This is a genomic window from Psychrobacter proteolyticus (genome assembly GCF_003350005.1).
Taxonomy (GTDB): Bacteria; Pseudomonadota; Gammaproteobacteria; order Pseudomonadales; family Moraxellaceae; genus Psychrobacter; species Psychrobacter proteolyticus.
Genome location: NZ_QLKS01000003.1, coordinates 543,804 through 568,789, shown reverse-complemented (window position 1 = coordinate 568,789; position 24,986 = coordinate 543,804). Strand labels below are relative to the sequence as shown.

The window sequence follows — 24,986 nt, the reverse complement described above, 5'->3', positions numbered from 1 at the left end:
ACATGAAACAACACCCATATAACTATTTTTGGTTTTCTAATGCTTGCTGGAGTGTTGAGTGTTTAAATGAATAACCTGCATCCAATAGCGCTTGTGGCAGCACCTTTTGACCATCGATAAGTAACGTCGACATTTCGCCAAACATTAGCTTAAGCAAAAACTCTGGTAAAGTAAAAAACGTGGGGCGATGTAGCCACGAACCAAGTGCTTTGGTAAAAGTATGATTGGTCACAGGATTTGGAGCGGTAAGGTTATATACGACTGTATGTGTATCATTTACGGTACCGCTTGCAGTCTTGATAGTACTGTCACTAAGAGGTGCATTATCTTGGGCTAAGCTTTCGATGTGATTAACGTCTGAGTCGTTAGTAAGTTTAAGCTGCTGCTCGATAATAAAGATAACCGCACTAACCCAATCTTCACGGCTGATCCAGCTCATGATTTGCTGTCCATTACCCAACTGACCACCGACACCAAATTTAAATGGTAGCAACAATTTTGCCACCATTCCGCCTTCAGGATGGATGACTACACCTGTTCTGACGATAGCTACAGGAACATCATGATGGGTCGCTTTAAGTGCTAATTGCTCCCATTCATCACATAATGTATGAGCAAAATCTGACTCATAATCGCTGTTTTCAGTCAGTGGCTTGTCGCCTTGCGTGCCATACCAGCCGATTGCTGATCCACTCACCAGTAACTTAGGTTTTGTGCTAGCACGTGCGATAAAATCCAATATCGATTGAGTAGGTTTGATACGGCTCGCCATCAACTGCTCTTTACGATCATCGCTCCAACGAGAGTCAGCAATCCCAGCACCTGCCAAATTCAATATGACATCAAAGCTCATATCAGACATCGCAAGCTCGTCATAAGTCATCATATTGATATCATCGGGATGTGATTGACTGCTATTACGAGTTAGCCAAGTAATCGTCACGTCTTTATTCTGCGCGCGAGACCGTGCCATTAGCTCTCGGCTAAACGCACTTCCCAAAAACCCTGAACCGCCACTAATCAAAACATTCATACCCTACTCCCTATATGCCTCAAATATCACCACTATGACTTATCGTTGAGTTACTTATTGCTGAAGTACTTATCGTTCAATAAAAACCAGACCGTTATAACCATCGTCTACTTTTTTGTGGTTTTTATCAAAACGACTTTTACATACTTTTGGTAAAGGAAGGTAGAAAAATAGGCAAGCTAGCAAATGGTTAATTTATGGAAGCTCACGTAAATAAGGCACAGCGACACCTATCACTTTGCATTGCAAACAATCGCTTCTGAAAAGTTTAAGAGTTTTAATAGACAACGCTATCGAACGACGAAACCTGTCGTTACGTCACGAATCTGGCTAGGTAAGGTATAACCCAACGTATCACCCTGCAAGTAACCAATTTGCTCATCAAAATAAGCATAGGCGGCCTCAAAAGTGCTAGCAGGTATTTGACCTGATGGGTTACAGCTTGTAGAAACCAATAGACCAAATGGGTTCTCTTCACTGACCATCTGTTGGCAAAGCTTACGAACTGTAGGATGCGAGATAACTCGAACAGCAATAGTCTGATGCTGACCTGTAATCCAAGTAGGTACAGTGCTCGCAAGCGGCTGAGGAATCGGTAATAACCAAGTATGTGCTTGGCGATTTTGCTGTTCATTTCTACTATCATCTGTCTGCCAACTATCAATAACCTGCTGGCGCTGAACATCATCTAAAGAGGCTAGCAAAGGTGCTAAGCGAGAGACACTATCAGTGACAACTATCATGCCTTTGGCTTGTGGACGTTGTTTGATATCCAAAATACGCTGAACAGCTGCTTGGTCATAAGGGTCGCAACCAATACCCCAAACGCTTTCTGTGGGATACGCGAGCAGTTGTCCGTCTTTTAGCCACTCAGCAGCTTGAATAGCGGAATCAGTAATAAGAGGTGTAGGTTGGCTCATGACTTAAATGGTTCGTAGAAGTAAATTCTAATAATACCACAAGAGAGATATTATCTAGGAGAGACTATAACTAAGTGCTATCTATGCCAGTGTCCAATAAGGAATATTTACGATACTTTAAACGCGTAAATACCGTCCACCTTGTTCGCTGATGAGACCCATTAGTTCAAGCTCCATTAGCTGTCCAATCAACTGCGGCGGTGCAAGCTTGGTTGCACTAATAAGCGCATCTAAATCTTGCCCATGCCAGTCAAGCTGCTCATAGATTGCAGTTAAATGCTCAGGCACAACGACTGTGCTGCGCGCAGGCTTTATCTCAGAAGATGGTTGCTGGCTAGTAGATTTGATTGATTTTTTCTCTATCTCAAATGCATCTGAAGTCTGAATAACATTCGAGTGATTACTATTAGAGTTGGTAGCGTTCGCTGTTCTATAAGCGCCTTTATCGTAATCAAGCTGACCATTGACGTCCTCTAGTACTTGCTGAGGATGATAAACCAAGGTCGCACCTTCACGTATTAAATGATGGCAACCCTCTGCATTACTGTTATCAATATGACTAGGAATAGCAAAGACCTGTTTACCTTGTTCAGACGTGAGACGTGCTGTGATAAGCGAGCCGCTTTTGATTGTCGCTTCCGTTACGATGGTCGCGAGACTCAACCCAGCTACCAAACGATTGCGACGCGGAAAAGTATGCTTATGAGGCTGAGTGTGTGGTAGTAGCTCACTGATAATGCAGCCACCTTGCTCAATAATTTGAGTAAATAACTGATCCCGATGATTGGGATAGTTTACATCGATCCCCGTACCCATTACACCAACCGTCCGTCCCTGGTAGTCAGGGTCTGCCTGTGTTAGCGCACCTAAATGTGCGCGTTTATCTACACCCATAGCCAAACCGCTAGTAACGATATAGCCTGCCTGCGCTAGGTATTGCGCCATATCAAACGTGATTTTTTGCGCATGCGCGGTAGGTTTGCGGCTACCTACTATAGCGATTTGTGCTTGATGCAGGCGTGCGCTATTACCACGATAAAATAATAATGGCGGTGGGTCGTAGATTTGTGAGAGTTGGGCAGGATAATCGGCGTCAGCAGCGAATAGCAAACCATAGCGCCCATCTATCAATGCTTGCTGAATCTTATCGATACTGGCGAGTGTTTGCTCTGGCTGTTCATGACGTTTGAGATGGATATGATGAATACCTAGCTGCTTCCATGCCTCTACTTTGGCTTCCCAAGCAAGCTGCGGATAACCGAAAGAAGTGATCAGTTTGTGATAAGCAGATAACGATGCATTCACCTCGTACCACAGCGCTAGGATAGCGCGCTGATCGTCGGATAAAGAAGAGGTGACTGCCGTCATTGTCATCTGTCTCGTATAGGCAAGCTTAGTTTAGTATTTAGTTTGATATATTGCTTAATACAGCCTTGTAGCTATTTATAAATAAGGGGGCGGTAATAATTGATCACCAGTATTAAGTGGTAATTCAGAGTCTAGTACATAAGCATAGCTGATGTGGTCAAAAGTATTAAAAACCATCACCATACCGCTAGGCTCGTTTGGTAGACGTACTGGTGTGTCATTATCTTTGGTATCACGTACCAAAGGCCCTTTTTGATAAACCGTCAGCACATCACCTGGTTTGGCGCCTTGTAAGCTACCCAAGTTGATAGCGACTACACTACCCTTAGCAGCCGAGCTGATAGAGTCCATCACACGTACGATCATACCGCCACGACTGACACTCGCAGGCGTTGGGTAAAAGACAGGAGGAATAGCGTTATCTAATTCTACAAATACGCGATCCCCTTCACGCACTTCTTTGCCATAGCTGTCGATAAGCTGCAAGCTAGTCACACCATTGCTTTCTGTAGAAGTAACAAGACCAGTCGCTACCTGTGTAACTTCTAAGCCGATCACTTCTTGAGTTTTAGGATCCACATATAACTCACCCTCACGGTAGACGCCATAACGCTGGCCCACGATAAGTGGTACGCCTTTAGCATAGACTTTATCACCGCTAGCGGTAATCAAGTTACGATTTTTAGAAGCTAAAATATAAGGGGTGGTATTAAAGTCTTGAGGATTCACAATAAGCGTTTTATCAAGCCAATGCTGAATAGCTGACCACGGAATAGGAGGAATGCTATTGGCCGTCGAGGTAATCGCGACCGTACTCGTACTGACACTTCCAGTAAGCTGCTTTTCAACGCCAGCACAGCCTTCACCAGTATCAACGCCAATTAGTGTTTTTCCTTGAATCACACAAAGGATAAGAACATCATTAGGGTAGATAAGGTTTGGATTTTTGATTTGCTTATTGGTTGCCCAAATTTCTTTCCAGCGCCAAGGGCTGTCTAGATAACGACCTGAGATATCCCATAAGGTATCGCCTTTTTTGACGATATAACGATTAGGCGCATCAGCTTTGATAGTTGGTGGCGGATTGTTAGCTTGAGCTGTGCTCATCAATATGGCACTACTAAACGTCGTAATTAACAGTGCTTTTGCTATCTTTTTTAAGCTCATCTTCATCGTTATATCCACAATATGTACCACTGTGTTCGACGTAAAGAACTGTACTTGATTTATTACTATAAAAATTTCTTAAATTAATAAAAAATCAAATTTATCAGCAACTTATCAATAAAATTCTCATGGCGATTATAGGGTAACTGTTCAGTGTAATTGGCTAGAATAATTCCTAAAAAAGCGCCTAGCACGATGATGACTTGCTGACGCTGTTTCTAATATTACAATTATATCTACCATAACACAATCATAAACACTTTATTACAATGGTGTAACTTTCATGCGGATACTTTTCTTGTTGATGATAAGCCTAAAGACTGTAATTACTTAAGCAGGATTCGGTGCGACATGTTGGCGGATTTGTTCAGCGACCAATTCTGCCTTGTTATCCAGTACCACTACGTGCTGTGGTAAATCTTCTAACCCTTCAGTATGCGCTGGACGAGCGATATCTATCTGACCAATAGCCTCAACAATGGTGTCAGCGAATTTAACTGGTAATGCCGTCTCTGCACAAACAATTACTTCGCCATCTAACTGTAGCTCTTTGGCAACCTTAATTCCGTCTGCAGTATGTGGATCAACCAATTCACCATGCTGCTCATAAAGCGCTTTGATAGTCTGCAAGCGGTCACTATGAGTAGATTTACTAGCAGCAAAGCCATAACGCGTATTAACCGCTTCCATCAAATCAGACAAATCAAAGCCTCGACCTGATTTTACGCCGTCAAATAACTCATGAACGCGTGCGCTGTCTTTTTCTAATAGCAAATAAACAAAACGCTCAAAGTTAGATGCTTTTGAAATATCCATCGACGGGCTTGAAGTGACATAGGTTTTTTCAGTCGGACGCGGCTGATAAGCACCTTGATTGAAGAAGTCATTCAATACGTCGTTTTCATTGGTTGCAACAATCAGACGGTCAATTGGCAGTCCCATTTCGCGAGCGATGTGACCGGCACAGATATTACCGAAATTACCTGATGGTACGCTAAAGCTGACTTTTTCATCGTTGCTCGTCGTGACCGCGAAGTAAGCTTTAAAGTAGTAAACAATCTGCGCTAGGATACGCCCCCAGTTGATAGAGTTTACCGTGCCTAGGTTATAAGCAGCTTTAAACTCAGCATCTTGCTGTAGCGCTTTGACGATGTCTTGGCAATCATCGAACATCCCATCGATAGCGATATTATGAATGTTTTTATCGGTCAAACTATACATCTGCGCACGTTGAAATTCACTCATTTTGCCATGAGGTGATAGCATAAACACTTCGATATTTTCTTTGCCACGTAGTGCATATTCTGCTGCACTACCCGTGTCACCACTGGTCGCACCGATGATCGTAATACGTGCGTCTTTTTTCTTGAGTACATACTCAAATGCATTGCCCAAGAACTGCATGGCGACGTCTTTAAATGCTAATGTCGGACCGTTTGATAATCCTAGAATATATAAGTTATCTTCAAGCTTGCGGACAGGAACAATCTCTTCACTACCGAATACATCAACGGTATAAGTGCGTTCAATGAGATCTTGTAAATCAGCCACAGTAATATCTGTCGCAAAACGCTGCATAATCGCCATCGCAAGCTGTGGATAGCTGAGCGTACGCCACTCATCAAGCGTTGCACTATTGATATTCGGATAATGCTCAGGCAACATCAAACCACCATCTGGGGCAAGACCCATCAAAAGCACATCACTAAAATCCATCGGCGCTGTCTGACCACGGGTACTGATATATTTCATTAGATTGTCCTGTCAATTTTTCTAGCTACTGAATAGTAAATTTATTTTATTTCTACATCTATCTCGTTTATGTACTCTTCCCACCACTGAATGGCTTCAGCTAGAACGTCTCTACAGTCAGTCCCAACATAAAATCCATTTTGTAAAGGTATATAAATCCCATCACCCAACGTAAATTTACTAGGAATAGAGTCAGTATCTACAACAAATAAATCAATAGGGGAAGACAGTAGTCCAAACTCATACTCTTTTAGAATTTTATTCCTTTCATCTTCAATGAACTCAAAGAATATTTTATTAGCTGCTGCTTCTTTGTTTTCTTTAAGACTTTTCCATTTATTACTGACAGTTATTTTCATTAGTTCAGATTGTCGAGAGTCAACTTTATCTAATATATGTCCAATTGCTCTCGCTAGAGTAATAGCAGCAACCCATAGTACTCTAAAACTCTCATAATTCGTTTCATTTTCTAACATTAAGTATGACTGCCGCAAATCACCCAATACTTTTTTAGCTTGAGTAGTCATTACTTTAACTCTTCATCAACAGCGCATAATAGAAGCCATCGCCACTCACGCTATCAATCGGTAAGCACTGACGACCAATCGCTTGTTCGATACCCCAACTACAATCTTCGGTAAACTCAATCGCTACCGCATCATTATGATGAGTGATGAAGTCCTGCATTTGCTCGACGTTCTCTTGCTTTAAGATAGAACATGTCACATACAGCAGATAACCACCTGCTTTGAGTTGTGGCCATAAGTTATGCAAGATGTCTGCTTGCAACAGTGCCGTTTGCTCGATGTCTTCTTCGGTACGCAGGATACTGATATCAGGATGACGGCGAATTACGCCTGTCGCGGTACAAGGAGAGTCCAATAATATCGCATCAAATATGGGTTCATTGGTAGCCGCTTTTTTATTTTTTCCATGCTGCCATCTGGTTGCATCTGCACAGACAATGTTCAATGCAATGCTGTTATCTGCTTGCTGCAAATCATGCTGACTCAGATTTAGGCGCTGTAAATTCTCACGAATACGCTCGATACGTGGTGCTTCATTATCAATAGCCGTTACCTTGATATCAGTAATTGCAGGTGACGTTTCAGCACTGTCTTGTTTCACGTGAAACAACGATGATTCGTCGTTAGCGCTTATGAGCTCTAACCAATGAGCAAGCTTTCCACCAGGTGCTGCACAAGCATCTAGAATATGTATCTCATTATTCGTATTTTCCGTATCAGATTTTTTAGCACTAAGCTTAGTCATCAGTGCCTTATTAATAATTGGTGCAGCTAACTGAGCATGCATGTCTTGAACGCTAGCCGTTCCTAAGGCAAAATCAGGCAAAGCGTTAACGGCTGTGCTTTGATGTAGTCTAAGACCTTTGGTTGATAGCGTGGTAGAAGTGGCAGACCCTGACGAATTCGCTACCTTAAAACCAGTCGTTAGCTCAACGAGATCTGCATCAATTTCTGCCACGTCCAATGCATGCTGATACTCCTCTACCGAAGTAACCGCAGAATTCACTCGTAAAAACATCGGTGCTGGTTGGCGCAAGCCTTGTGTCAGCTCATCATACTGCTCGCTCCAATCTTGCTTAAGCTGATAAGCGAGCCAATTCGGTAAACTATGCTTCTTATCGCATTTCTTACGGAATTTGCTTGGATTCTTAGCGACTTTACGCAAAATAGCATTTACCAAACCAGTCGAATGAGCGAATTCAATCTCTTTGGCTGCTTCAACGGTTTCATGGATCGCAGCATGGTCAGCCACTTCTAAATATAGCAACTGTACTAAGCCGACTTGAATGGTGGTACGCACTTCAACTTCGTCGATAGGGTTGTCTGCTAAGCTATCGAGCAAACGTGCCAGCGCGTGCCATTGGCGCAATGTCGTGAGCAGTAACGCATGAGCAAAGCCTTTGTCACCATCGTGCAGACTATTTAGCAATGGATCAAGGACGCTTGAGAGCGACTGACCATTTTGAATAGCCAGTAAGGTACGAATCACACGCACGCGTACGCTGCCATTCATAATAAGATTGCTTGATGGTTTGAGCTTATTGTTTCTAGGCGCAGTACTGTTTTGTCTCATTAAATTTCATTTCCTTGACGTATGATCGATAGCGTCTTGTGCAAGTAGGTTAAATATAAGTAAAAGTTATTTTGATTCTGACGTAAATTGATCGCTGTCATTTAATTGGTTGCCATGGCAAACTTGTTCAGCTGTCATCGGCTTGCCACCAGCAAACTGTAAATGAGTAATGGCTAAAGTGGTGGCTAATGATTCAGTTTCACTCTCTTTACCACAAGCGACTAAAATCGCTTTACGTCCGACACTGATAACCGTTCCAGCAGGCTCATTGGTTTGCTGCAATGTATTTAATGGTAAGCTAGCCAGCACTTTGACTCGTTGCCCTGCCAGAAAAGTATAAGCACCTGGCCATGGCGTCAGCCCACGAATTTGGCGTTCAATAGCGGCAGCAGGCTGCGACCAATCAACTTCGCCTTCAGTTTTGACCAGCTTTTCAGCATAGTTGGCTTGACTATCATCTTGAGCGATAGCTTGCGCTTTATAAGCAGCTAAGTCTTTTAACACCGTACTAATGGCTGTCGCGCCAAGTGCAGCCATCTTATCATGTAGGCTAGCAGCGGTATCATCAGAGGCGATATTTGCACTGACTTTATAAAGCATGTCACCCGTATCAAGACCTTTGTCCATCTGCATAATGGTAATGCCGGTCTCATCATCTCCGGCTAAAAGTGCACGATGGATAGGTGCAGCACCGCGCCAGCGTGGTAACAGTGAAGCATGAATGTTCAAACAACCATGAGTAGGCGTCTCTAATACACCGATAGGTAGAATCAATCCGTAAGCGGCGACAATCATCACATCTGGCTGATAAGTACGTAGAGTTTGCCTAGCAGATAGACCTTCTGCACTAGATTTTTTGAAAGTGACTGGCTGCTCTACAGCGATATCATTCGCCAATGCAACTTCTTTTACCGCAGAGGCTGACAGTTTTTGACCACGACCTGCTTTACGATCAGGCTGCGTATAAACAGCAACTACCTCTATATTAAGAGCTTCTTGCTGATTGATTAATGCCGCTAAACTGATGGCGGCAAATTCAGGCGTACCCGCAAATACTACCCTTAATCGATTAGTAGTTAGGTTATCATGGTCAGTAAGCGAGTTGGATGTATCAAAGGTAGGAGCAGTTGTAGTCATAGTCATGCATTATATAAGGTTTATTGGTTCATTATAGGTGAGTTTGCAATACAGTGCCATGATTGTCACGGCCTTCCATCAATACAGTCAATGAAGTTATTTGTTCTTATGATATAAAAATATTAGACACCCTACTTACCTACCTTTACAAAACAATTCAGTGTTAATAACGACGTCCCGTAAACAGTAGGCATTTATTCTGCTATAAATAGAAAGAAGAGGAAGTAAATAGCAAAATTTTGAGTAATTCAATTACTGTATATAAAAAACTCATTATAATTTCATCATATTCTTGTGTCGAGATAGGGCCACGCTTTCATGCAACAGTTTCAGTCCTTGCAACGCTTATTGATCTTTTACACTTTGACTTTATTGGTCATGTTATTGCTTTACTATGTCGCCTTGTTTGATTGGATGAAGCAACATAGTCAACAACATAGTGTAGATATCTTTCAAACATTACAGCACTGTGTTACTGAGCATTCAGACCCTATAGACAGTGAAATAAAAAAAATTATACAGCAGCCAATTTTTGAACACACTAGTTATCAATTAATTCTAATGATGCCTTCAGGTCAAACCTATATTCACCAAAATACTCGCCCTAATGAATCCGCTTTTTCTACGATCACTTTTCCTGCCGTTGGTACAGTAGCGTCGAGCAGTGATAACTATAGCTCTTACACCATCAATAGTAGTGATCTTACAGGAACAATTAATCTCAAAAGCGGTCATCAGTTTTACGTCATATTGCGCCACGAACCTTTTGTGATTGACTGGATATCTTACCGCTATTGGCTACCTTTAATCGTAGCTATCGCACTTTTTATTATGGCATTACTCTACATGCTCGGCCGTCGAACTAATTGGGAACAGCTCCTGATTTACACTGATAATTTGAGTAGCCAGGCGAAAAAACCCTATACGCCACCGCCTTTTTTACAAAAAAAATCTACTACTGAGTTCATGCTTTTAGGACATGCGCTAAGTCGCGCCAGCTATCAATTGCATAATGACTATCGTCGTATCGCGACATTAAAGCATCGTTTAGAACGTTTAGTGGAGCAAGCGCCGTTACCCATGCTAATGAGCGTACGCCATGGTCAGATTAGTTTTTATAATCAGCGCTTTGAACAGGTATTTGCACCTTCTGTACATAAAGAAATTAGTTATAGACTTACTGACTTTATTCAAGGTAAAGATGAAGCGACACAAGTCCTACTACAAAATATGTCCAGCTTACGCATTACCCGCACACTCATCGTTTATGGCTTAGAAAACCAGCAAGCCTATCAACTTCACGTAACACCATGGTTTGGTGAACATGGCCAAGTTCATGGCTTTACTGTGATTTTTAATAACGTCGACGATATTCTCCAAAAATCTGAGCATTTACAGCTGCACAACCAACAACTGCAATTACAAATTGATGAATCAAACGAAGCCCAAGCATTTATAGGTCGCAAGTTAAGGATACCACTAGAGAAAATAATTGATTCGTTGGAACCCATCGACCCTTCAACATTGACGGCTCAAGGCAAAAAAACTCTAAATACATTGATTGCAACCAGTCAAAGCATGTTGACTGTGCTCAATGAGACGCTAGCAACAGAGGAAGTTGAAGTCCGAAAAACACGTCTAAGTATCGAAACGGTTGATATTTATAAGGTAAGCAAAGAGGTTAGCAATTTAGTCACAAAAGAAATAAGACAACAAGGGTTAGAATTGATCTATTTCTTTGCGCCGGACTGTCCTCGTTACATCGAAACTGATTACATTCGACTGCACCATATCCTATTAAACTTATTGAAAAACGCTATTAGTTTTACAACATCAGGCTATGTCGCGCTTACTGTTGATCGTGTACCTGAAGATAAAGTAACGCGAATAAGTAATCAGCATTTAACTCCTAACAATGACACGACAATGCCTGCGCAGACATCTTATTGGATTCGATTTAGCGTAAAAGACACTGGAGTAACTATTACTCCTGAGAGACAAAATCAATTAGTCAATATCTTGAATCAAAACAATCATAACTTAGTTGAAGACAGTAATATTGGCTTGAGTGATGCCAATAGCTTTGCTCAGTTACTCGGCGGCTTCATCGAACTAAGTAATACGGTGGATAAAGAGACGATATTTAGCCTCTACCTTCCTTATCCTCATACCACTTATCAATCGGTATATCATCGTTGTTCGCAACTACCCCATATCCACCTTATCGCTATCATCAATCAGCCTCTAGTTGCTGAACATTTACAACGTTTGTGCGAGTACTTAACGATATCCGTGACTATCTACAGCACGTTAGATAGAGCCACTGTACAGCAGCTAAAAAATAAATTAAAACAAGATGAACAAACCGTCATTCCTGTCTTGTTATTAGATTATGAATACAGCGAATCTATCACCTTATCAGCTCATGCGAGCAACAAGTATAGCGAGCAACAAGAAGCGTTAAACGACCTAGTCACTACGCCTTCACTACCAAAGATATTACTTAGTATGAAACTTGAAAGGCATATCCCTTCTACTTTACTAGGCCAATATGATGGATTTTTGACCAAACCCTTGGACGCAAGTTTACTACTTTCTGAACTGCTACGCTTAACCTTGTTTGCAAGGAAAACGCTAAACATACTGGTCAAACATCAATATGACAGCAGTTTATCTTTTATGGAAGAAGAGATACCTAAGAAAGAAATCTTGTCTCCACTGATTTTGGTCGTAGAAGACAGTCCTACTAACCAAAAAATAGCCTGCAAGATGTTAAGTAAACTTGGTTATCGTAGTATCGTCGCAGAAGATGGACAGCAAGCACTTGAGAAACTCGAAAGCCAACGTGAAGAGGTTTCTTTGATTTTGATGGACTGCCGTATGCCCGTCATGGACGGCCTACAAGCTACACAGGTTATTCGCTCACAAGGTGACAAAATACCTATTGTGGCGTTGACTGCGAATAATACAGAAGAAGATCGCGAGGCTTGTATGCAAGTAGGTATGGACGAGTTCTTATCCAAGCCCATTAGTAAGAAAGACTTAGAATCTGTTTTGCGGAGTTTTATACAATAGTTTTTGAATACAAGTAAAAAACACCCTTTTCATATCACTTATTCAAAGTAGTATGCAAAGGGCGAAAAGTTTGGTGCGAGGATGATATTTCGGTAAGCTTAATTGTTATTTCATAAATCCATTATCGGCCAAAAATGCTTCTGTGATTTGGCGTTGCGGGTTTGACGCATTCATACCGCCAGATTGAGATTTATTTAGTAGACGCTCTAGATAACGGGCAACGATATCTACTTCAATATTAACTTTATTACCTACTAACCAATGCTTAGCAATATTCGTCACTTGAGCAGTATGCGGAATGATATTTAGAGAGACAATATTGTCACGCACTAAATTGGTCGTCAGACTAATACCATCTACTGTGATAGAGCCTTTGGTCGCTGTATAGTGCGCTAGCTCTTGCGGTATCTCAATCTCAATATAGATAGAACGAGCATCTTGTTGTAATTTGCTAACGACCCCTACTCCATCTACATGACCAGCTACGATATGACCACCAAAACGAGTTGTCGGTAGCATGGCTTTTTCTAGATTGACGGTATGACCTGCTTTTAACCCTTCTAATGCTGTTCTAGCAATAGTTTCACGTGAGACATCAACAGAGTAGTAATTACTTCCGAGCTCTACCACGGTTAAACAAATACCATTTGATGCAATAGAATCGCCTAGCTTCACGTCACTGAAATCTAAGTCATTAGACTCTACTGTCAAACGTATGTCACCGCCTGTAGCCTGCATAGATTTAACTTTTCCAACGCTTTCTATAATTCCAGTAAACATATTATCCTCATCTCATTACAGTATTGCCGTTATAGGCGATATGTTTTAGTTTATCAAATCATCTATAAATTCTTTATCACAATTTGCTCAAATAGATGACAGTGAAACATCGTTAGACTTGACCTTTAATAGGATAGATTGTGGATAAGTAGGGATAAATCAATAGAGGTATAGCTAGAACCCGCTATAAACACATAGTTATCCACAACAAATGCAAATTTCTCATGTTACGTACTCATCTAGAAAATAAATCATAAGTTATTGATTTAAAGTAACATTTATTAAAATACTTAAGATGGACACCCTTCCTCTGTTTCATGTGAAACAAAGTTATGCACAGTTCCATGTGAAACACGTAAACCAATAACTAATTTATCCACATTTTGGGCTTATTATCAGAACTCATGGACGAACTAACCAATACGGAAAATATTTATAAAGGTAATAAGGTTAATTTGAGATCTGGACCAAGCTGCTGATGACTTTCTATATCAAACCGTAACTGCTGAGCAAGGGACATAGGATTAAAATCAACCATTGGACGAGCGTCATCACCAAGTAAGCAAGGTGCTTGATAAACGATTAACTCATCTACCAACTGTTGACTCAAAAAGCTACCTGCAACGCTAGCACCTGCTTCCACCAACACATCATAGCACTGGTGCTCACTAACCAGTTTCGCCAACAACGCCGACAAATCGTCTTCATGCCAATAGATAGTATCTGGATGCCGGCATAGCTGATAATCAGACTGTAGGCTGTGCTTTAAACGCTGACGCCTATCAAGTATGACTATTTTAGGATTAGGTATTTTCTCAGGTGGCACGTCCAATTGTTCTGAGCGCACATTGAGCTGCGGGTTATCAGTTATTACAGTTTCACTACCTGTAATAATCGCACCACTTTGTGCTCGTAGTTTTTGTACATCTTCGCGAGCAGCGATCGAGGTAATCCACTTAGATTCGCCAGATGCCATCGCTGTACGGCCGTCTAAACTGGTCGCTATTTTCAATCGTACATAAGGCATTTGAGTACGCATGGCTTTTAGAAAACCACGGTTTAGTGCCTCTGCCTGTTCTGTTAGGACACCGACTGTTACCTCAATACCAACTTGCTCCAATAGTTTTGCACCGCGACCTGCGACCTGCGGATTAGGATCTAGACCTGCAATCACAACGCGATTTACCTTAGCGTCAACAAGCGCCAACGCACATGGCGGCGTACGTCCCGTATGACTACATGGCTCCAATGTAACGTAAGCAGTTGCTCCTGCCGCTCGTATGCCCGCTTCTTTAAGCGCAAATACTTCTGCATGTGGCTCACCAGCTTTAGGGTGAAACCCTTGACTAATAATCTGCCCTGCCTGAACAATAACACAGCCTACTGCAGGATTGGGTCTAGTAGTATACAAACCGCGCTTTGCTTGTTCGATAGCAAGCATCATAAAGTAGCGGTCTTGTGCATCTTGAGCATGGCTTTGAATAGACATAAGGCTAGGCTTAATAAATGGTTGAGAATTCTATATAAGAAAGTAAGGTTTGAAAGCTGATGAGCAATTAGGACTCATTTATCAACTTAGTTCGCTTACTTTTCATTTGGACGAATATTGGCAATCTCTTGATGGAATGCATCGATATCTTGAAAGTCGCGATACACGCTAGCAAAGCGTACATAAGCGACATCATCCAAAGTTTTGAGCTCACTCATGATGATTTCACCTAGTACTTTACTACTGATTTCTCGCTCACCCATCTGCCTAACACGCTTTTCAATACGACTGATCATCGCCTCTTGTTCATCGATAGTGATAGGACGCTTTTGCAAGGGTAGTAAAATAGAACGGCGCAGCTTTTCATTGTCGTAAGGTTCAATCTTGTTGCTTGATTTGATAATCCTTGGCATGACAACTTCTACCATCTCAAAAGTCGTAAAACGTTCTTGGCAGCTGTTACACGAACGGCGTCGACGCACTTGTGCCCCTTCCGCAGCAAGACGTGAGTCAATAACCTTGGTCTCTGACGCATTACAGTACGGACAGTGCATAGCATTTCCTTATTTTACGATTGAGAATAAGAGCAGTGTTTTCAAGATAGCTAATTCATTAAATAATAAAGAACACCGTTTATCAGTTATTTACCAATACAAAAGCTACCAAATATTTTACCTAATAAGTCATCGGCACTGAACTCACCTGTTATTTCACTCAAACTCTGCTGTGCCTGACGTAAACTATCAGCAACCAACTCACCCGCTTCAAATACGGTTAATTGCTCATGAGCTTCTGCCAAGAAATTAGCAGTTCGTCTAAGCGCATCGAGATGTCTGGTACGAGCGATTAAGCTATTCTCTGGTGGATGGAAGCCTACTTTCTCACATAGTGCTTCGACTAAATCATCAATACCAACACCTGTTTCACATGAAACATTAACTTGCTGATAGCCTCTATTTTTGATCTCAGCTTGGGTCATAGCAGCACTTTCTTCTCTATCATTATCGCTCAATAGATCGCTCTTATTAGCAATGATTAGTAAGCGTTTAGCTTCTGGTAGTTCACCAAATAACTGTTCAGCAAGCTGTAACGGTGTGCTTTCCTCTTCAACATCGCGAGTCACATCATAGACCATTAGTAGCATATCAGCCTGCGTGATAGCAGTACGGGCACGCTCAATTCCGATACGTTCCACAGTGTCTTCTGTCTCGCGTAGGCCTGCCGTATCGGTCAAATGTAGCGTCAAACCATTGAGCACAACTGTCTCTTGCAGCGTATCACGTGTAGTACCGGCGACATCAGTCACGATAGCACGCTCTTGCCCTGCAAGGCGGTTGAGCAAGCTAGATTTACCTGCGTTTGGCCTACCTGCTAGCACAACATGGATACCGTCGCGCAAAAGCTGACCTTGCTTTGCCGTTGCTAAGACTTGTTGTATCTTATCTTGCGTTTGCTCAAGTTTACTTTGTATGACGCCATCAGACAAAAAATCGACGTCTTCTTCGTCGGGGAAATCAATCGCTGCTTCAACATGTAAACGAAGGTGAATTAACTGTTCTAATAACTGGTTAATCTTCTGTGAGAACTCACCGCTCAGAGAGCGAATCGCACTACTGGCCGCGGCGGTACTGGTCGCATCAATCGCATCAGCTATCGCTTCTGCCTGCACTAAGTCCAACTTGTCATTATCAAAGGCACGATAAGAGAACTCTCCTGCACTCGCTTGCTTGGCACCTAGCTCAAAAACTCGTGCAAGCAACTGGTTTTGCAAAATAACACCACCATGCCCTTGCAGCTCAATCACATCTTCACCTGTGAATGAATACGGACCTTTAAAGAACAATACCAATCCCTCATCAATGACAGTGCCATCAGCTTGATAAAAACGACAAAAGCTAGCCATTCGCGGCGTAAAAGCAGACTTACCTGTTAGAGCACATGCCATATCGTAAGCACGGCTGCCTGATAGACGTATGACACCTACACCCCCTCGCCCGAGCGGCGTTGCAATCGCAGCAATTGTAGCCAATCCAGATGTATTAGACTTTTCAGAAGAATTAGGTACGGCTAATGCTGTCTCTAAGGAATCCACAATGACTCTCAATGTTTAAAAGCTCCATTATAGACGTCTGGACTCATACTGACAAAGCAAACTTTGAAAGGTAGCCGCATCAGATATATTTTCGTTTTAATGTTTATAAACTATGGATAATGTTGATAAGCTGTGGATAACATTTACCACTTGTCCATCACGTATAAAAAAACCACCGCTTGCGCGATGGTTTTTTGTATTTCTGACAAAGAACTAATTAATCAACCACCTTTACCGTACGACGCTTCTGCTCTTCATCGACTTTCTTATTGACGATATATTGCTGAGTCATACTAAACAAGTTGTTGACTGTCCAATATAAAACCAAACCTGCTGGGAAGAACAGCATGAATGCAGTAAAGATAATCGGCAAGAACTTCATGACTTTTGCTTGCATCGGATCTGCTGGCTGCGGGTTCAACTGCTGCTGTACAAACATTGATGCACCCATTAACAACGGCAAGATAAACCATGGATCCATCGCTGACAGATCTTGAATCCACAAAATCCATGGTGCATGACGCAGCTCAACACTCTCTACTAATACCCAATATAAGGCTAAGAAAATAGGCATCTGCATCAAGATTGGTAGACAACCTGCCATCGGATTGACTTTTTCTTCTTTATATATCGCCATCATTTCTTGCGACATTTTCATCCGATCATCGCCATGCTCTTCTTTAAGCACTTTAAGTCTTGGTGCAATGGCACGCATTTTAGCCATCGAGTAATAGCTCTTATTAGAGAACCACATTAAGGCAATTTTTACTAAGATAGTCAGTAAAATAATTGACCAACCCCAGTTACCAACAACCTTATGCACACCTTCCAAGATAGCAAACAAGACCTTTGATATTGGCCACAGCAGACCATAATCAACTGTTTTGTTAAGGCCTACCGCAACGTCTTTTAGCTCAGACTGAACTTTTGGACCTGCATACAGTGTTGCATTTAAAGTAACTTGTTTGTTTGGTGCTACGTTTACTGGCTGGCTATTAAAACCGATAAAGTAATCACTACCTGTTTCACGAGTGAAGAATTTACCAGTGAAATTTTCAGGCGTCCAAGCAGAGACAAAGTAATGCTGTACGATACCAACCCAGCCTTTATCGCTAGTCGTCGTCAACTCACCATCACTAAAGTCACCAAATTTCAGCTTATTATAAGGATCATCCGGTGTACCCCAAGCACCGCCTAGATAAGTCGCCATGCTCAGCGCGCCTTTATCAGACATACCAGGGTCTTTACTATCATCACGCTTTAATTGCGCAAACATCTGACCTTGCCAAGCATTGGTAGACGCGTTTTGAATCTGATAGCTAATATCGATTGGATATTTATTTTCAGTGAAAGTGAACGTTTTGGTAATCGTCACGCCGTCTTTTTTGTAAGTAAGCGGCACTGACAACGTTTGCTGTCCATCTTCCATCACATAACTGTTAGCAGTATGGTTATAAGTCGCTCTACCTTCTGCTGTATCAATACCGTTCTGACCAATAAGTCCAGATTGAGCCACATAAACACGGTTACTGTTGTTTTCTAACAATACGAAAGGCTTATCGCTATCGAGCGTTGCGTCATACTGCTTGAGCGCAGCATAAACAATATCACCACCTTCTGGATTGATTTTTATATCATAGCGATCAGTTGTTACCGTGATTAGACCAGCGTTTTTCGCAGGAGTCGCTGTCACAGCACTATTATCCACAGGTAACGTCTGTACCGGGATATCACCTGCTGCACCAGTAGTAGAAGGAATGTCAGCACCTACCGAACTCGTAGTTTCTGGCACCGCATCTACCGCTGGAGCATCGGCATAATCATCTCGCCATGCCAAAATCAGCAGATAAGCGGTAATTAGCATCGCAATGATGATCATCACCCGAAATATCTTTTGCATAAACCTTTCCTAGATTAAAAAATTAGGGAATGAAAAATTAGGGCATGTGTCATGACTGTACTACACAGCTGTCCTGTCACATTGCAACTGCATAAGTAGTCATTTACATAAAATGTGCATCATTTTACTAAAAATCTGTCTCAAATGATACCAAGAGTGTGGATAACTTGTGGGTAACTCAACAGAGTATCTATCTGAGACTAAAGAGATCGACTTTATGTTAATTTCATCAAATAATTAAGCTGTGAAACATAACTAGTATTGTCTCGATAGACACCCAGACCCTGGGTGCTAATATTTGGTACATCAGTAAAAGATATGTATTGATAGTTATAAGAAGCTAAGGGTAAGGGTACAAAGTCTATACCGTGCCCACCTAAAGGGTGACACCTACTAAGACGTTTTAACAACAACCAACCACCCTTACGGGCGCCATGCCATGTTAAAGCTTGTTTGCCATAATTTGAGCATGTTGGATAATAGCGACAACGAGCAGGTATTATAGGACTAACTATTTTTTGATATAAAACAATTAAATTAAAAAATATTTTACAAAAAATTTTATTTATAAATATTCTTTTAAAAAAAATATTCATTTTATTTTTTTTCTATTTTTTTTATAATATTAATTATTTGATTTTTTAATTCTTTATTATCTATATCTTTAATAGATTTTTTTACAATAAAAACAATATCTTTATTTTCCATTTTAAAAGCTTTTGTACGGAACTCTTCACGCACATATCTTTTGATTAGATTACGAGCAACAGCAGTAGGTACTTTACGCTTGGTAATAGCCATACCGACTCGCGGCTGTGCATGCTCGTTGGTGCGCACAAAAGCCATTAAATGACTCTGATGAATCTTGCGCTCAGGTGCGTCAAATACCTCACGAAAGGCTGCAGGAGTAAGCAGACGTTGCTGTTTAGTGAAACTAGCTGCAGGTGTATTTGAAAGAGTATTGGACATAGTACAACCTAGTAGAATAACGATAGAAGAAATAATAACAAATTATAGAGACAAAAAAAGCGCCGATGTGGGCGCTTTTAATATATGGCTAAGTGTCAGTTGTGATGATTGACTATCGCAATCTATAAACAATAAGAACACAACAAGCACTATTAGCCATGCTTATCGCAATCTACTGATTATACAGTAAGGCGATGACGTCCTTTAGCGCGGCGACGAGCTAAGACCTGACGGCCTTTTTTAGTTGCCATACGAGCACGGAAACCGTGAGTACGTTTACGCTTGATCACGCTTGGTTGGAATGTACGTTTCATAACTCACCTATCAAAATAATGGACTAAATTCGTAATAACGGAGGATTATACCATTCAGTATAGTTTTGGTCAATAAACTAATTTGCTTTATCCCCAAATGAGAAATAACTCATACGAACCTAATAGAAATATCTCCTTAAAAACATATTTCTAGTTAACCAAATTTTATAGTTATATATTCTATGATTTACAAAGTTATCCACAGCTAGACTCAAGTACTATAATAATAATTAATTAATATAAATATAGTATTGTTATTATTGGGACCATGATTATCTGTGGCTAAGTCTATTTTTCTTTTTATTATCAATTTACTAGGCTATGGGTAATCCTGTGGATAAACTGTGGGTTAAATATGGATAACTAGCTTCTAAAAGTTATACACAAAATTGTCCACAGCCTTGTCCACAAAAAACAAGGTTTTATCCACAGGGTATCTGTGTTAAATTAGGCGCTACTTGGTATACACCTTTATATAGGGTATTAGTACAAACTCTTTGGTTAGTTGTTACGTGTAACATCAAGGCTTAGGTAGCAAGTTATATTGCTAAAAAATAACTATTATTTCAGATTACAAGGTCAGTATTTTTCATGATAGACACAGCAAATATTTGGGATAAATGTCTAAACGATTTGCGTTACAACGTCAAAGACAACGTGTTTACTATGTGGCTGAGACCTCTGTCAGCTCATCAAGAAGCGCAAACTTTGATCATTCTTGCTCCTAACGATTATTTTGTGACGTATATCAAGAAGAATCATCTTCAAGATATTCAGCAATTGGTGACCAAACACAGCCAAGGTAGTATTGAAGAGGTCGTCGTACGTGTTGATAATGCTGGTCGCAATGTAGAAGATAACAGTCAATCAGGTTCTTTGTTTGTAGAAGACGAGGTCTCCCCTACCCCATCCGAACATAAATTTGAATCTATTCATCACAACAACGCAAAAGCTGATATCGACGCGAACATGCGTCATAATGAGCCAGTTGAGTCTGCTGATACAAAGTCATTGAGTTATCTGAACCCCGAATTTACTTTTGAAACCTTTGTTACAGGTAAATCCAATAATCTGGCTTACAAGGCCTGTTATGAACTTGGTAAGCGCCAATCAAAAAATCGTCACAATCCTTTATTTATATACGGTCCTTCTGGATTGGGAAAAACGCATTTAATGCATTCTGTAGCTCATCGCTATTTAAAAAATAATCAAAGTTTTTATTATTTCACTTCTGAAAAATTTATTAATCAATTAGTTTATTCATTAAGAAATAATAAAATAGAAGATTTTAAAAAGAAAATAAAAAAAGTAGATTTATTAATTGTAGATGATATTCATGTATTGGCAGGAAAGACTAAAAGTAGTAATGAGTTTCTAACATTATTTGCAGATTTTACTAGTGGTGATAAACAACTTATTTTGGCCTCTGATCGACATCCCTCCCAAATGACGGAATTTGATGAACGATTTAGATCACGGTTTTCTTGGGGGTTAACAGTCGCTGTTGATCCTCCTGAGATTGATACTCGAGTGCAAATTCTGCAGAAAAAAGCGGCTTCCTACGGTATGGTATTACCAAAGGAATGTGCGCTATTCATTGCGCAAAATGTGGTGTCTAATGTCAGACGTTTAGAAGGTGCCTTAAATCAAGTGTTTGCCAATGCTAACTTAACAGGGGCACAGATTACTCTTGAGATGGTGCAATACGCACTAAAAGACATCGTTGCGATGCGTGTGCAGGCAGTAAATATGGATAACATTCGTAAGATAGTTGCTGAATACTATGATGTCACGGTCAAAGATATCATGGGACGTAAACGTACGCGTAGTATTGCAAGACCACGTCAAATAGCGATGGCTTTATCGCGTGAATTAACAGGCGATAGCTTCCCTGAAATTGGTCAGTCGTTCGGTGGACGTGACCATACGACGGTGATGCACGCTTGCGACAAAGTAAATGAGTTAAGAGCAGCAGATCCTGCATTTGATAAGGATTATAAAACCCTAGCTCTAATGTTACAGGCAGGATAAAAGCGCCAGATATCATTGTGTTTTAGTAGATACAGATGGTTTATAATATCGAAAATACAAGTGCACAGATGCTCTGTAGATTATCGTCAGCAGACAAGGTATTATTGAGTCATTACGACAAATTTTTATAAAAGAATCATTCAAATAAGAGTAACTAAGCATGCAATTATCGATCAATCGAGAATCGTTACTGAAAGCTATCAACTTGATCGCCAAAGCCGCTGATAAACGCCACAATATGGTTATATTGGGTAATATCAAGCTACAGCTATCAGATTCTGAGCTTATCTTAACAGCGTCAGATTTAGAGGTAGAGCTGACATCGACATTGAAATTGCCTGCTGGTGCTTGTGTAGAAGCAGGTACAACAACGCTTCCTGCAACCAAGCTAAAAGATATTTGTAAATCGTTACCTGCACAGGCGCAAGTTAATCTAGCAACTCAAGCAAATGAGCGTTGCTTGTTAACTAGCGGTAAGAGTCGTTTTACATTAGGAACATTGCCAAGCGAAGACTATCCGAGCTTGGGTAACCCTGAAAATATCACCCCTCTGACTATTAGCCGTAATCGTCTGACAGATTTGATTCACAAAACGCAGTTTGCAATGGCGATTCAAGATGTACGCTACTACTTAACAGGTATGTTATTTGACGTTTCACAGCAGCAACTGACCACGGTAGCAACAGATGGCCATAGATTGGCATTAGCCCGTAGTGTTATCAATGTAAGCGAAGATCTCAATATGCAAGCTATCTTGCCGCGTAAGGCAGTGATTGAACTTGAGCGTTTAGCTTCTGAGCTTGGTAAAATGTTGGGTGATCAAGACAACGTAGTCACCCTAAGTTTTGGCCGAGAGTTTTTACAAGTAAGTTTGCCATTTGGTGATGTCGATAGTGCAGGACAGGTCAGTCAAGATCTGATGGTAACATTTACCGCACGTTTGATTGACGGTAAGTTCCCTGATTATCGCCGTGTGATGCCGAGCAATACTGACAAGCTGGCTTTATTTAGTCAGGAAAAAATGACAGATGTTCTACGTCGTGTTGCCATCTTGAGTAATGAAAAATCTCGTGGTGTGGTCTTTAATTTTGCTAGCGATGGCATGGTCGAAGTACGTGCTAATAATGCTGAGCAGGATGAAGCAGTCGAGATGATACAAGCTAAGTATCAAGGTGAGCCAATGGAGTTGTCATTTAATGCTGCTTATCTGCAAGATGTATTAGGTGTCATCCAAGGCGATTTACAAATGCATATGAGCCAATCGAATGCCTCTGTATTGGTCAATCAACTAAATGATGAGTTCCATCAGTATGTCATTATGCCAATGCGTATCTAGTGCGTTTTTCTTTAAAAATAAACAAAATTGAATAGAAATAGTACGTTTCAAAGAGCTTTATTTTCAGTACTATATATTGGTTTTTAATAAACTTTTGCCTGCTAAATAAGCAGGCTTTAATGGGCGGCTATCGATACTATGATTGAACGTCTACAAATATCCCATCTTAGAAACCTTACTCAAATTAGTTTAAAGCCTGCTGCCTGCAACATCATTATTGGTGCAAATGGTAGTGGTAAAACCTCGTTGCTTGAAGCTATATTCTTGTTATCAAGAGGTAAGAGCTTTCGCCATCACCAGCCCAAACGTTATATCCAACATCATCAAAATAACACGACTGTTCATGCTAAGCTCAATGATAGCCGTACTTTAGCTATTCAAAAGCAAGCAGATGCTACGACTATCCTACGTCTCAATCAAACCACTGTTTACAACCAGAGTATCTTAACAGAGCAGCTACCTACATTGCTGATAGATCCATCGACAATGGATATGTTGGAGCAGGGAAGCGCTAGCCGTCGACAGCTGTTAGATTGGTTAGTGTTTCACATGAAACAAGGGTTTCATCCACAATGGATGGCTTACCAACGCCTCCTAAAACAGCGCAATAGTTTGCTAAAAAGCACTCGTCATTTAACTCAAGTACAGCTTACTGAGCTAAAATCATGGGATAAAGGGTTGAGCAACCATGCTGCTTTGATTCATCATTATCGCGAGCAAGTATTTACTGAATGGCAGCCTTATTTTGCTAAGAGTATCGTACAGCTATTGCCCTCTTACGCTGAGCAACTGAGCCTAAGCTATAACGCTGGTTATGACACCAGTGTCGCGCTAGATGTGCAGCTTAATGAGCGGTTAGAGCAGGATTTGCAATTGGGATATACCCGTATAGGCAATCATCGTGCTGATATTCATGTACATTGGCGTTCTGATGAGTCTATAAGCGACCAAACGACAGATCACAGAACAGCAGCTTCAGCACATAGTATCCAAACCAAATTACCGACTTTAAAAGAGCAGGCAGCAAATGTATTGTCTCGCGGTGAAAAGAAACTGCTTATTACTGCACTGCGCCTATCGCAACTACCACTGTTGCTAAACGATGAAGAGCGCAGTGACTCACTCAATGATGATTTATCATCGAAAGCAACCCCTGTTGTACTCCTAGATGATATCACTGCAGAATTGGATGATAGAGCTATAGAAATACTGCTATCGACCCTAGCTCAACTCCCTTGCCAAGTATTCATGACCAGTCTGACAGATGATATTTTACCTTTAATTAATGAACTTTGGTTACAACCAAATGTGTTTCACGTGAAACAAGGTGAGATTCTGTTTACTAACTAATATTTCACTCTTCTGCTTATACTTTTGATGATTACCCATCTACTTTAACTTCTCATTATTCAGTACACTAGCCAATACTATTTGTCCTAACAGTTTCTATGTTAAAACGACCTTTCACAGACCGTAAAACTCTCAGTAAACAGTGACTTAGAAGCAAAAAAATGTTAAAATAA

General features: G+C 40.9%; 20 protein-coding genes. 4 read left to right on the top strand and 16 right to left on the bottom strand.

What is annotated here, in order from left to right; genetic code table 11:
• Positions 1-22: 22 nt before the first annotated feature.
• From DXK30_RS09565 to fmt, 8 genes are all read right to left on the bottom strand, one after another.
• Positions 23-1,033 (bottom strand): TIGR01777 family oxidoreductase, encoded by a 1,011-nt coding sequence (locus tag DXK30_RS09565; RefSeq protein ID WP_114701493.1) that lies wholly within the window; start codon positions 1,031-1,033, stop codon positions 23-25.
• Positions 1,034-1,323: 290 nt separating this feature from the next.
• A complete protein-coding gene (locus tag DXK30_RS09560) occupies positions 1,324-1,953 on the bottom strand; it encodes an L-threonylcarbamoyladenylate synthase (RefSeq protein WP_114701492.1) in 630 nt (209 codons plus the stop codon).
• 117 nt (positions 1,954-2,070) lie between these two features.
• Positions 2,071-3,321, bottom strand: a complete 1,251-nt coding sequence (dprA, locus tag DXK30_RS09555; protein WP_114701556.1) for a DNA-processing protein DprA — start codon at positions 3,319-3,321, stop codon at positions 2,071-2,073.
• A 75-nt stretch (positions 3,322-3,396) separates the two neighbouring features.
• Complete coding sequence (locus DXK30_RS09550; RefSeq protein WP_114701491.1) at positions 3,397-4,494, bottom strand: LysM peptidoglycan-binding domain-containing protein; 1,098 nt, start codon at positions 4,492-4,494, stop codon at positions 3,397-3,399.
• 324 nt (positions 4,495-4,818) lie between these two features.
• Positions 4,819-6,240 carry a threonine synthase gene (gene thrC / locus DXK30_RS09545; RefSeq protein WP_114701490.1) on the bottom strand — a complete coding sequence of 474 codons (1,422 nt, stop codon included), beginning with the start codon at positions 6,238-6,240 and terminating at the stop codon, positions 4,819-4,821.
• A gap of 41 nt (positions 6,241-6,281) precedes the next feature.
• Positions 6,282-6,767: a hypothetical protein gene (locus DXK30_RS09540; RefSeq protein WP_114701489.1), complete on the bottom strand. Its 486-nt coding sequence runs from the start codon at positions 6,765-6,767 to the stop codon at positions 6,282-6,284.
• Between the two features lie 4 nt (positions 6,768-6,771).
• Positions 6,772-8,340 (bottom strand): transcription antitermination factor NusB, encoded by a 1,569-nt coding sequence (locus tag DXK30_RS09535; RefSeq protein ID WP_114701488.1) that lies wholly within the window; start codon positions 8,338-8,340, stop codon positions 6,772-6,774.
• 66 nt (positions 8,341-8,406) lie between these two features.
• A complete protein-coding gene (fmt, locus tag DXK30_RS09530; protein ID WP_114701487.1) occupies positions 8,407-9,477 on the bottom strand; it encodes a methionyl-tRNA formyltransferase in 1,071 nt (356 codons plus the stop codon).
• A gap of 318 nt (positions 9,478-9,795) precedes the next feature.
• Between fmt and DXK30_RS09525 the strand changes: the two genes are divergently transcribed.
• Entirely contained in the window at positions 9,796-12,552 is a 2,757-nt protein-coding gene (locus DXK30_RS09525) for a response regulator (RefSeq protein ID WP_114701486.1), read from the top strand.
• 105 nt (positions 12,553-12,657) lie between these two features.
• Here the strand turns inward: DXK30_RS09525 and DXK30_RS09520 are convergent, their stop codons facing one another.
• The 8 genes from DXK30_RS09520 to rpmH form a co-directional block, all read right to left on the bottom strand.
• The gene (locus tag DXK30_RS09520; RefSeq protein WP_114701485.1) at positions 12,658-13,332 is read right to left on the bottom strand and encodes a riboflavin synthase; all 675 of its coding nucleotides are present in this window, start codon (positions 13,330-13,332) and stop codon (positions 12,658-12,660) included.
• A gap of 433 nt (positions 13,333-13,765) precedes the next feature.
• Complete coding sequence (ribD, locus tag DXK30_RS09515) at positions 13,766-14,821, bottom strand: bifunctional diaminohydroxyphosphoribosylaminopyrimidine deaminase/5-amino-6-(5-phosphoribosylamino)uracil reductase RibD (protein WP_114701484.1); 1,056 nt, start codon at positions 14,819-14,821, stop codon at positions 13,766-13,768.
• 95 nt (positions 14,822-14,916) lie between these two features.
• Positions 14,917-15,375, bottom strand: coding sequence for a transcriptional regulator NrdR (nrdR, locus tag DXK30_RS09510; RefSeq protein ID WP_057762240.1), 459 nt, complete (start codon positions 15,373-15,375; stop codon positions 14,917-14,919).
• 86 nt (positions 15,376-15,461) lie between these two features.
• Entirely contained in the window at positions 15,462-16,850 is a 1,389-nt protein-coding gene (gene mnmE, locus DXK30_RS09505; RefSeq protein WP_114701555.1) for a tRNA uridine-5-carboxymethylaminomethyl(34) synthesis GTPase MnmE, read from the bottom strand.
• A 280-nt stretch (positions 16,851-17,130) separates the two neighbouring features.
• Positions 17,131-18,813 carry a membrane protein insertase YidC gene (gene yidC / locus DXK30_RS09500; RefSeq protein ID WP_114701483.1) on the bottom strand — a complete coding sequence of 561 codons (1,683 nt, stop codon included), beginning with the start codon at positions 18,811-18,813 and terminating at the stop codon, positions 17,131-17,133.
• A 215-nt stretch (positions 18,814-19,028) separates the two neighbouring features.
• A complete protein-coding gene (gene yidD, locus DXK30_RS09495; protein ID WP_114701482.1) occupies positions 19,029-19,409 on the bottom strand; it encodes a membrane protein insertion efficiency factor YidD in 381 nt (126 codons plus the stop codon).
• Between the two features lies 1 nt (position 19,410).
• On the bottom strand, positions 19,411-19,782 hold the full coding sequence (rnpA, locus tag DXK30_RS09490) for a ribonuclease P protein component (protein WP_114701481.1): 372 nt from the start codon (positions 19,780-19,782) through the stop codon (positions 19,411-19,413).
• A gap of 179 nt (positions 19,783-19,961) precedes the next feature.
• Positions 19,962-20,096, bottom strand: coding sequence for a 50S ribosomal protein L34 (gene rpmH, locus DXK30_RS09485; protein ID WP_007394757.1), 135 nt, complete (start codon positions 20,094-20,096; stop codon positions 19,962-19,964).
• Positions 20,097-20,687: 591 nt separating this feature from the next.
• Here rpmH and dnaA point away from each other — a divergent pair.
• The 3 genes from dnaA (at position 20,688) to recF (ending at position 24,813) form a co-directional block, all read left to right on the top strand.
• Complete coding sequence (dnaA, locus tag DXK30_RS09480) at positions 20,688-22,127, top strand: chromosomal replication initiator protein DnaA (protein ID WP_114701480.1); 1,440 nt, start codon at positions 20,688-20,690, stop codon at positions 22,125-22,127.
• Positions 22,128-22,287: 160 nt separating this feature from the next.
• Entirely contained in the window at positions 22,288-23,463 is a 1,176-nt protein-coding gene (dnaN, locus tag DXK30_RS09475) for a DNA polymerase III subunit beta (RefSeq protein WP_114701479.1), read from the top strand.
• A gap of 138 nt (positions 23,464-23,601) precedes the next feature.
• Entirely contained in the window at positions 23,602-24,813 is a 1,212-nt protein-coding gene (gene recF / locus DXK30_RS09470; protein WP_114701478.1) for a DNA replication/repair protein RecF, read from the top strand.
• The last annotated feature ends 173 nt before the right edge of the window (positions 24,814-24,986 follow it).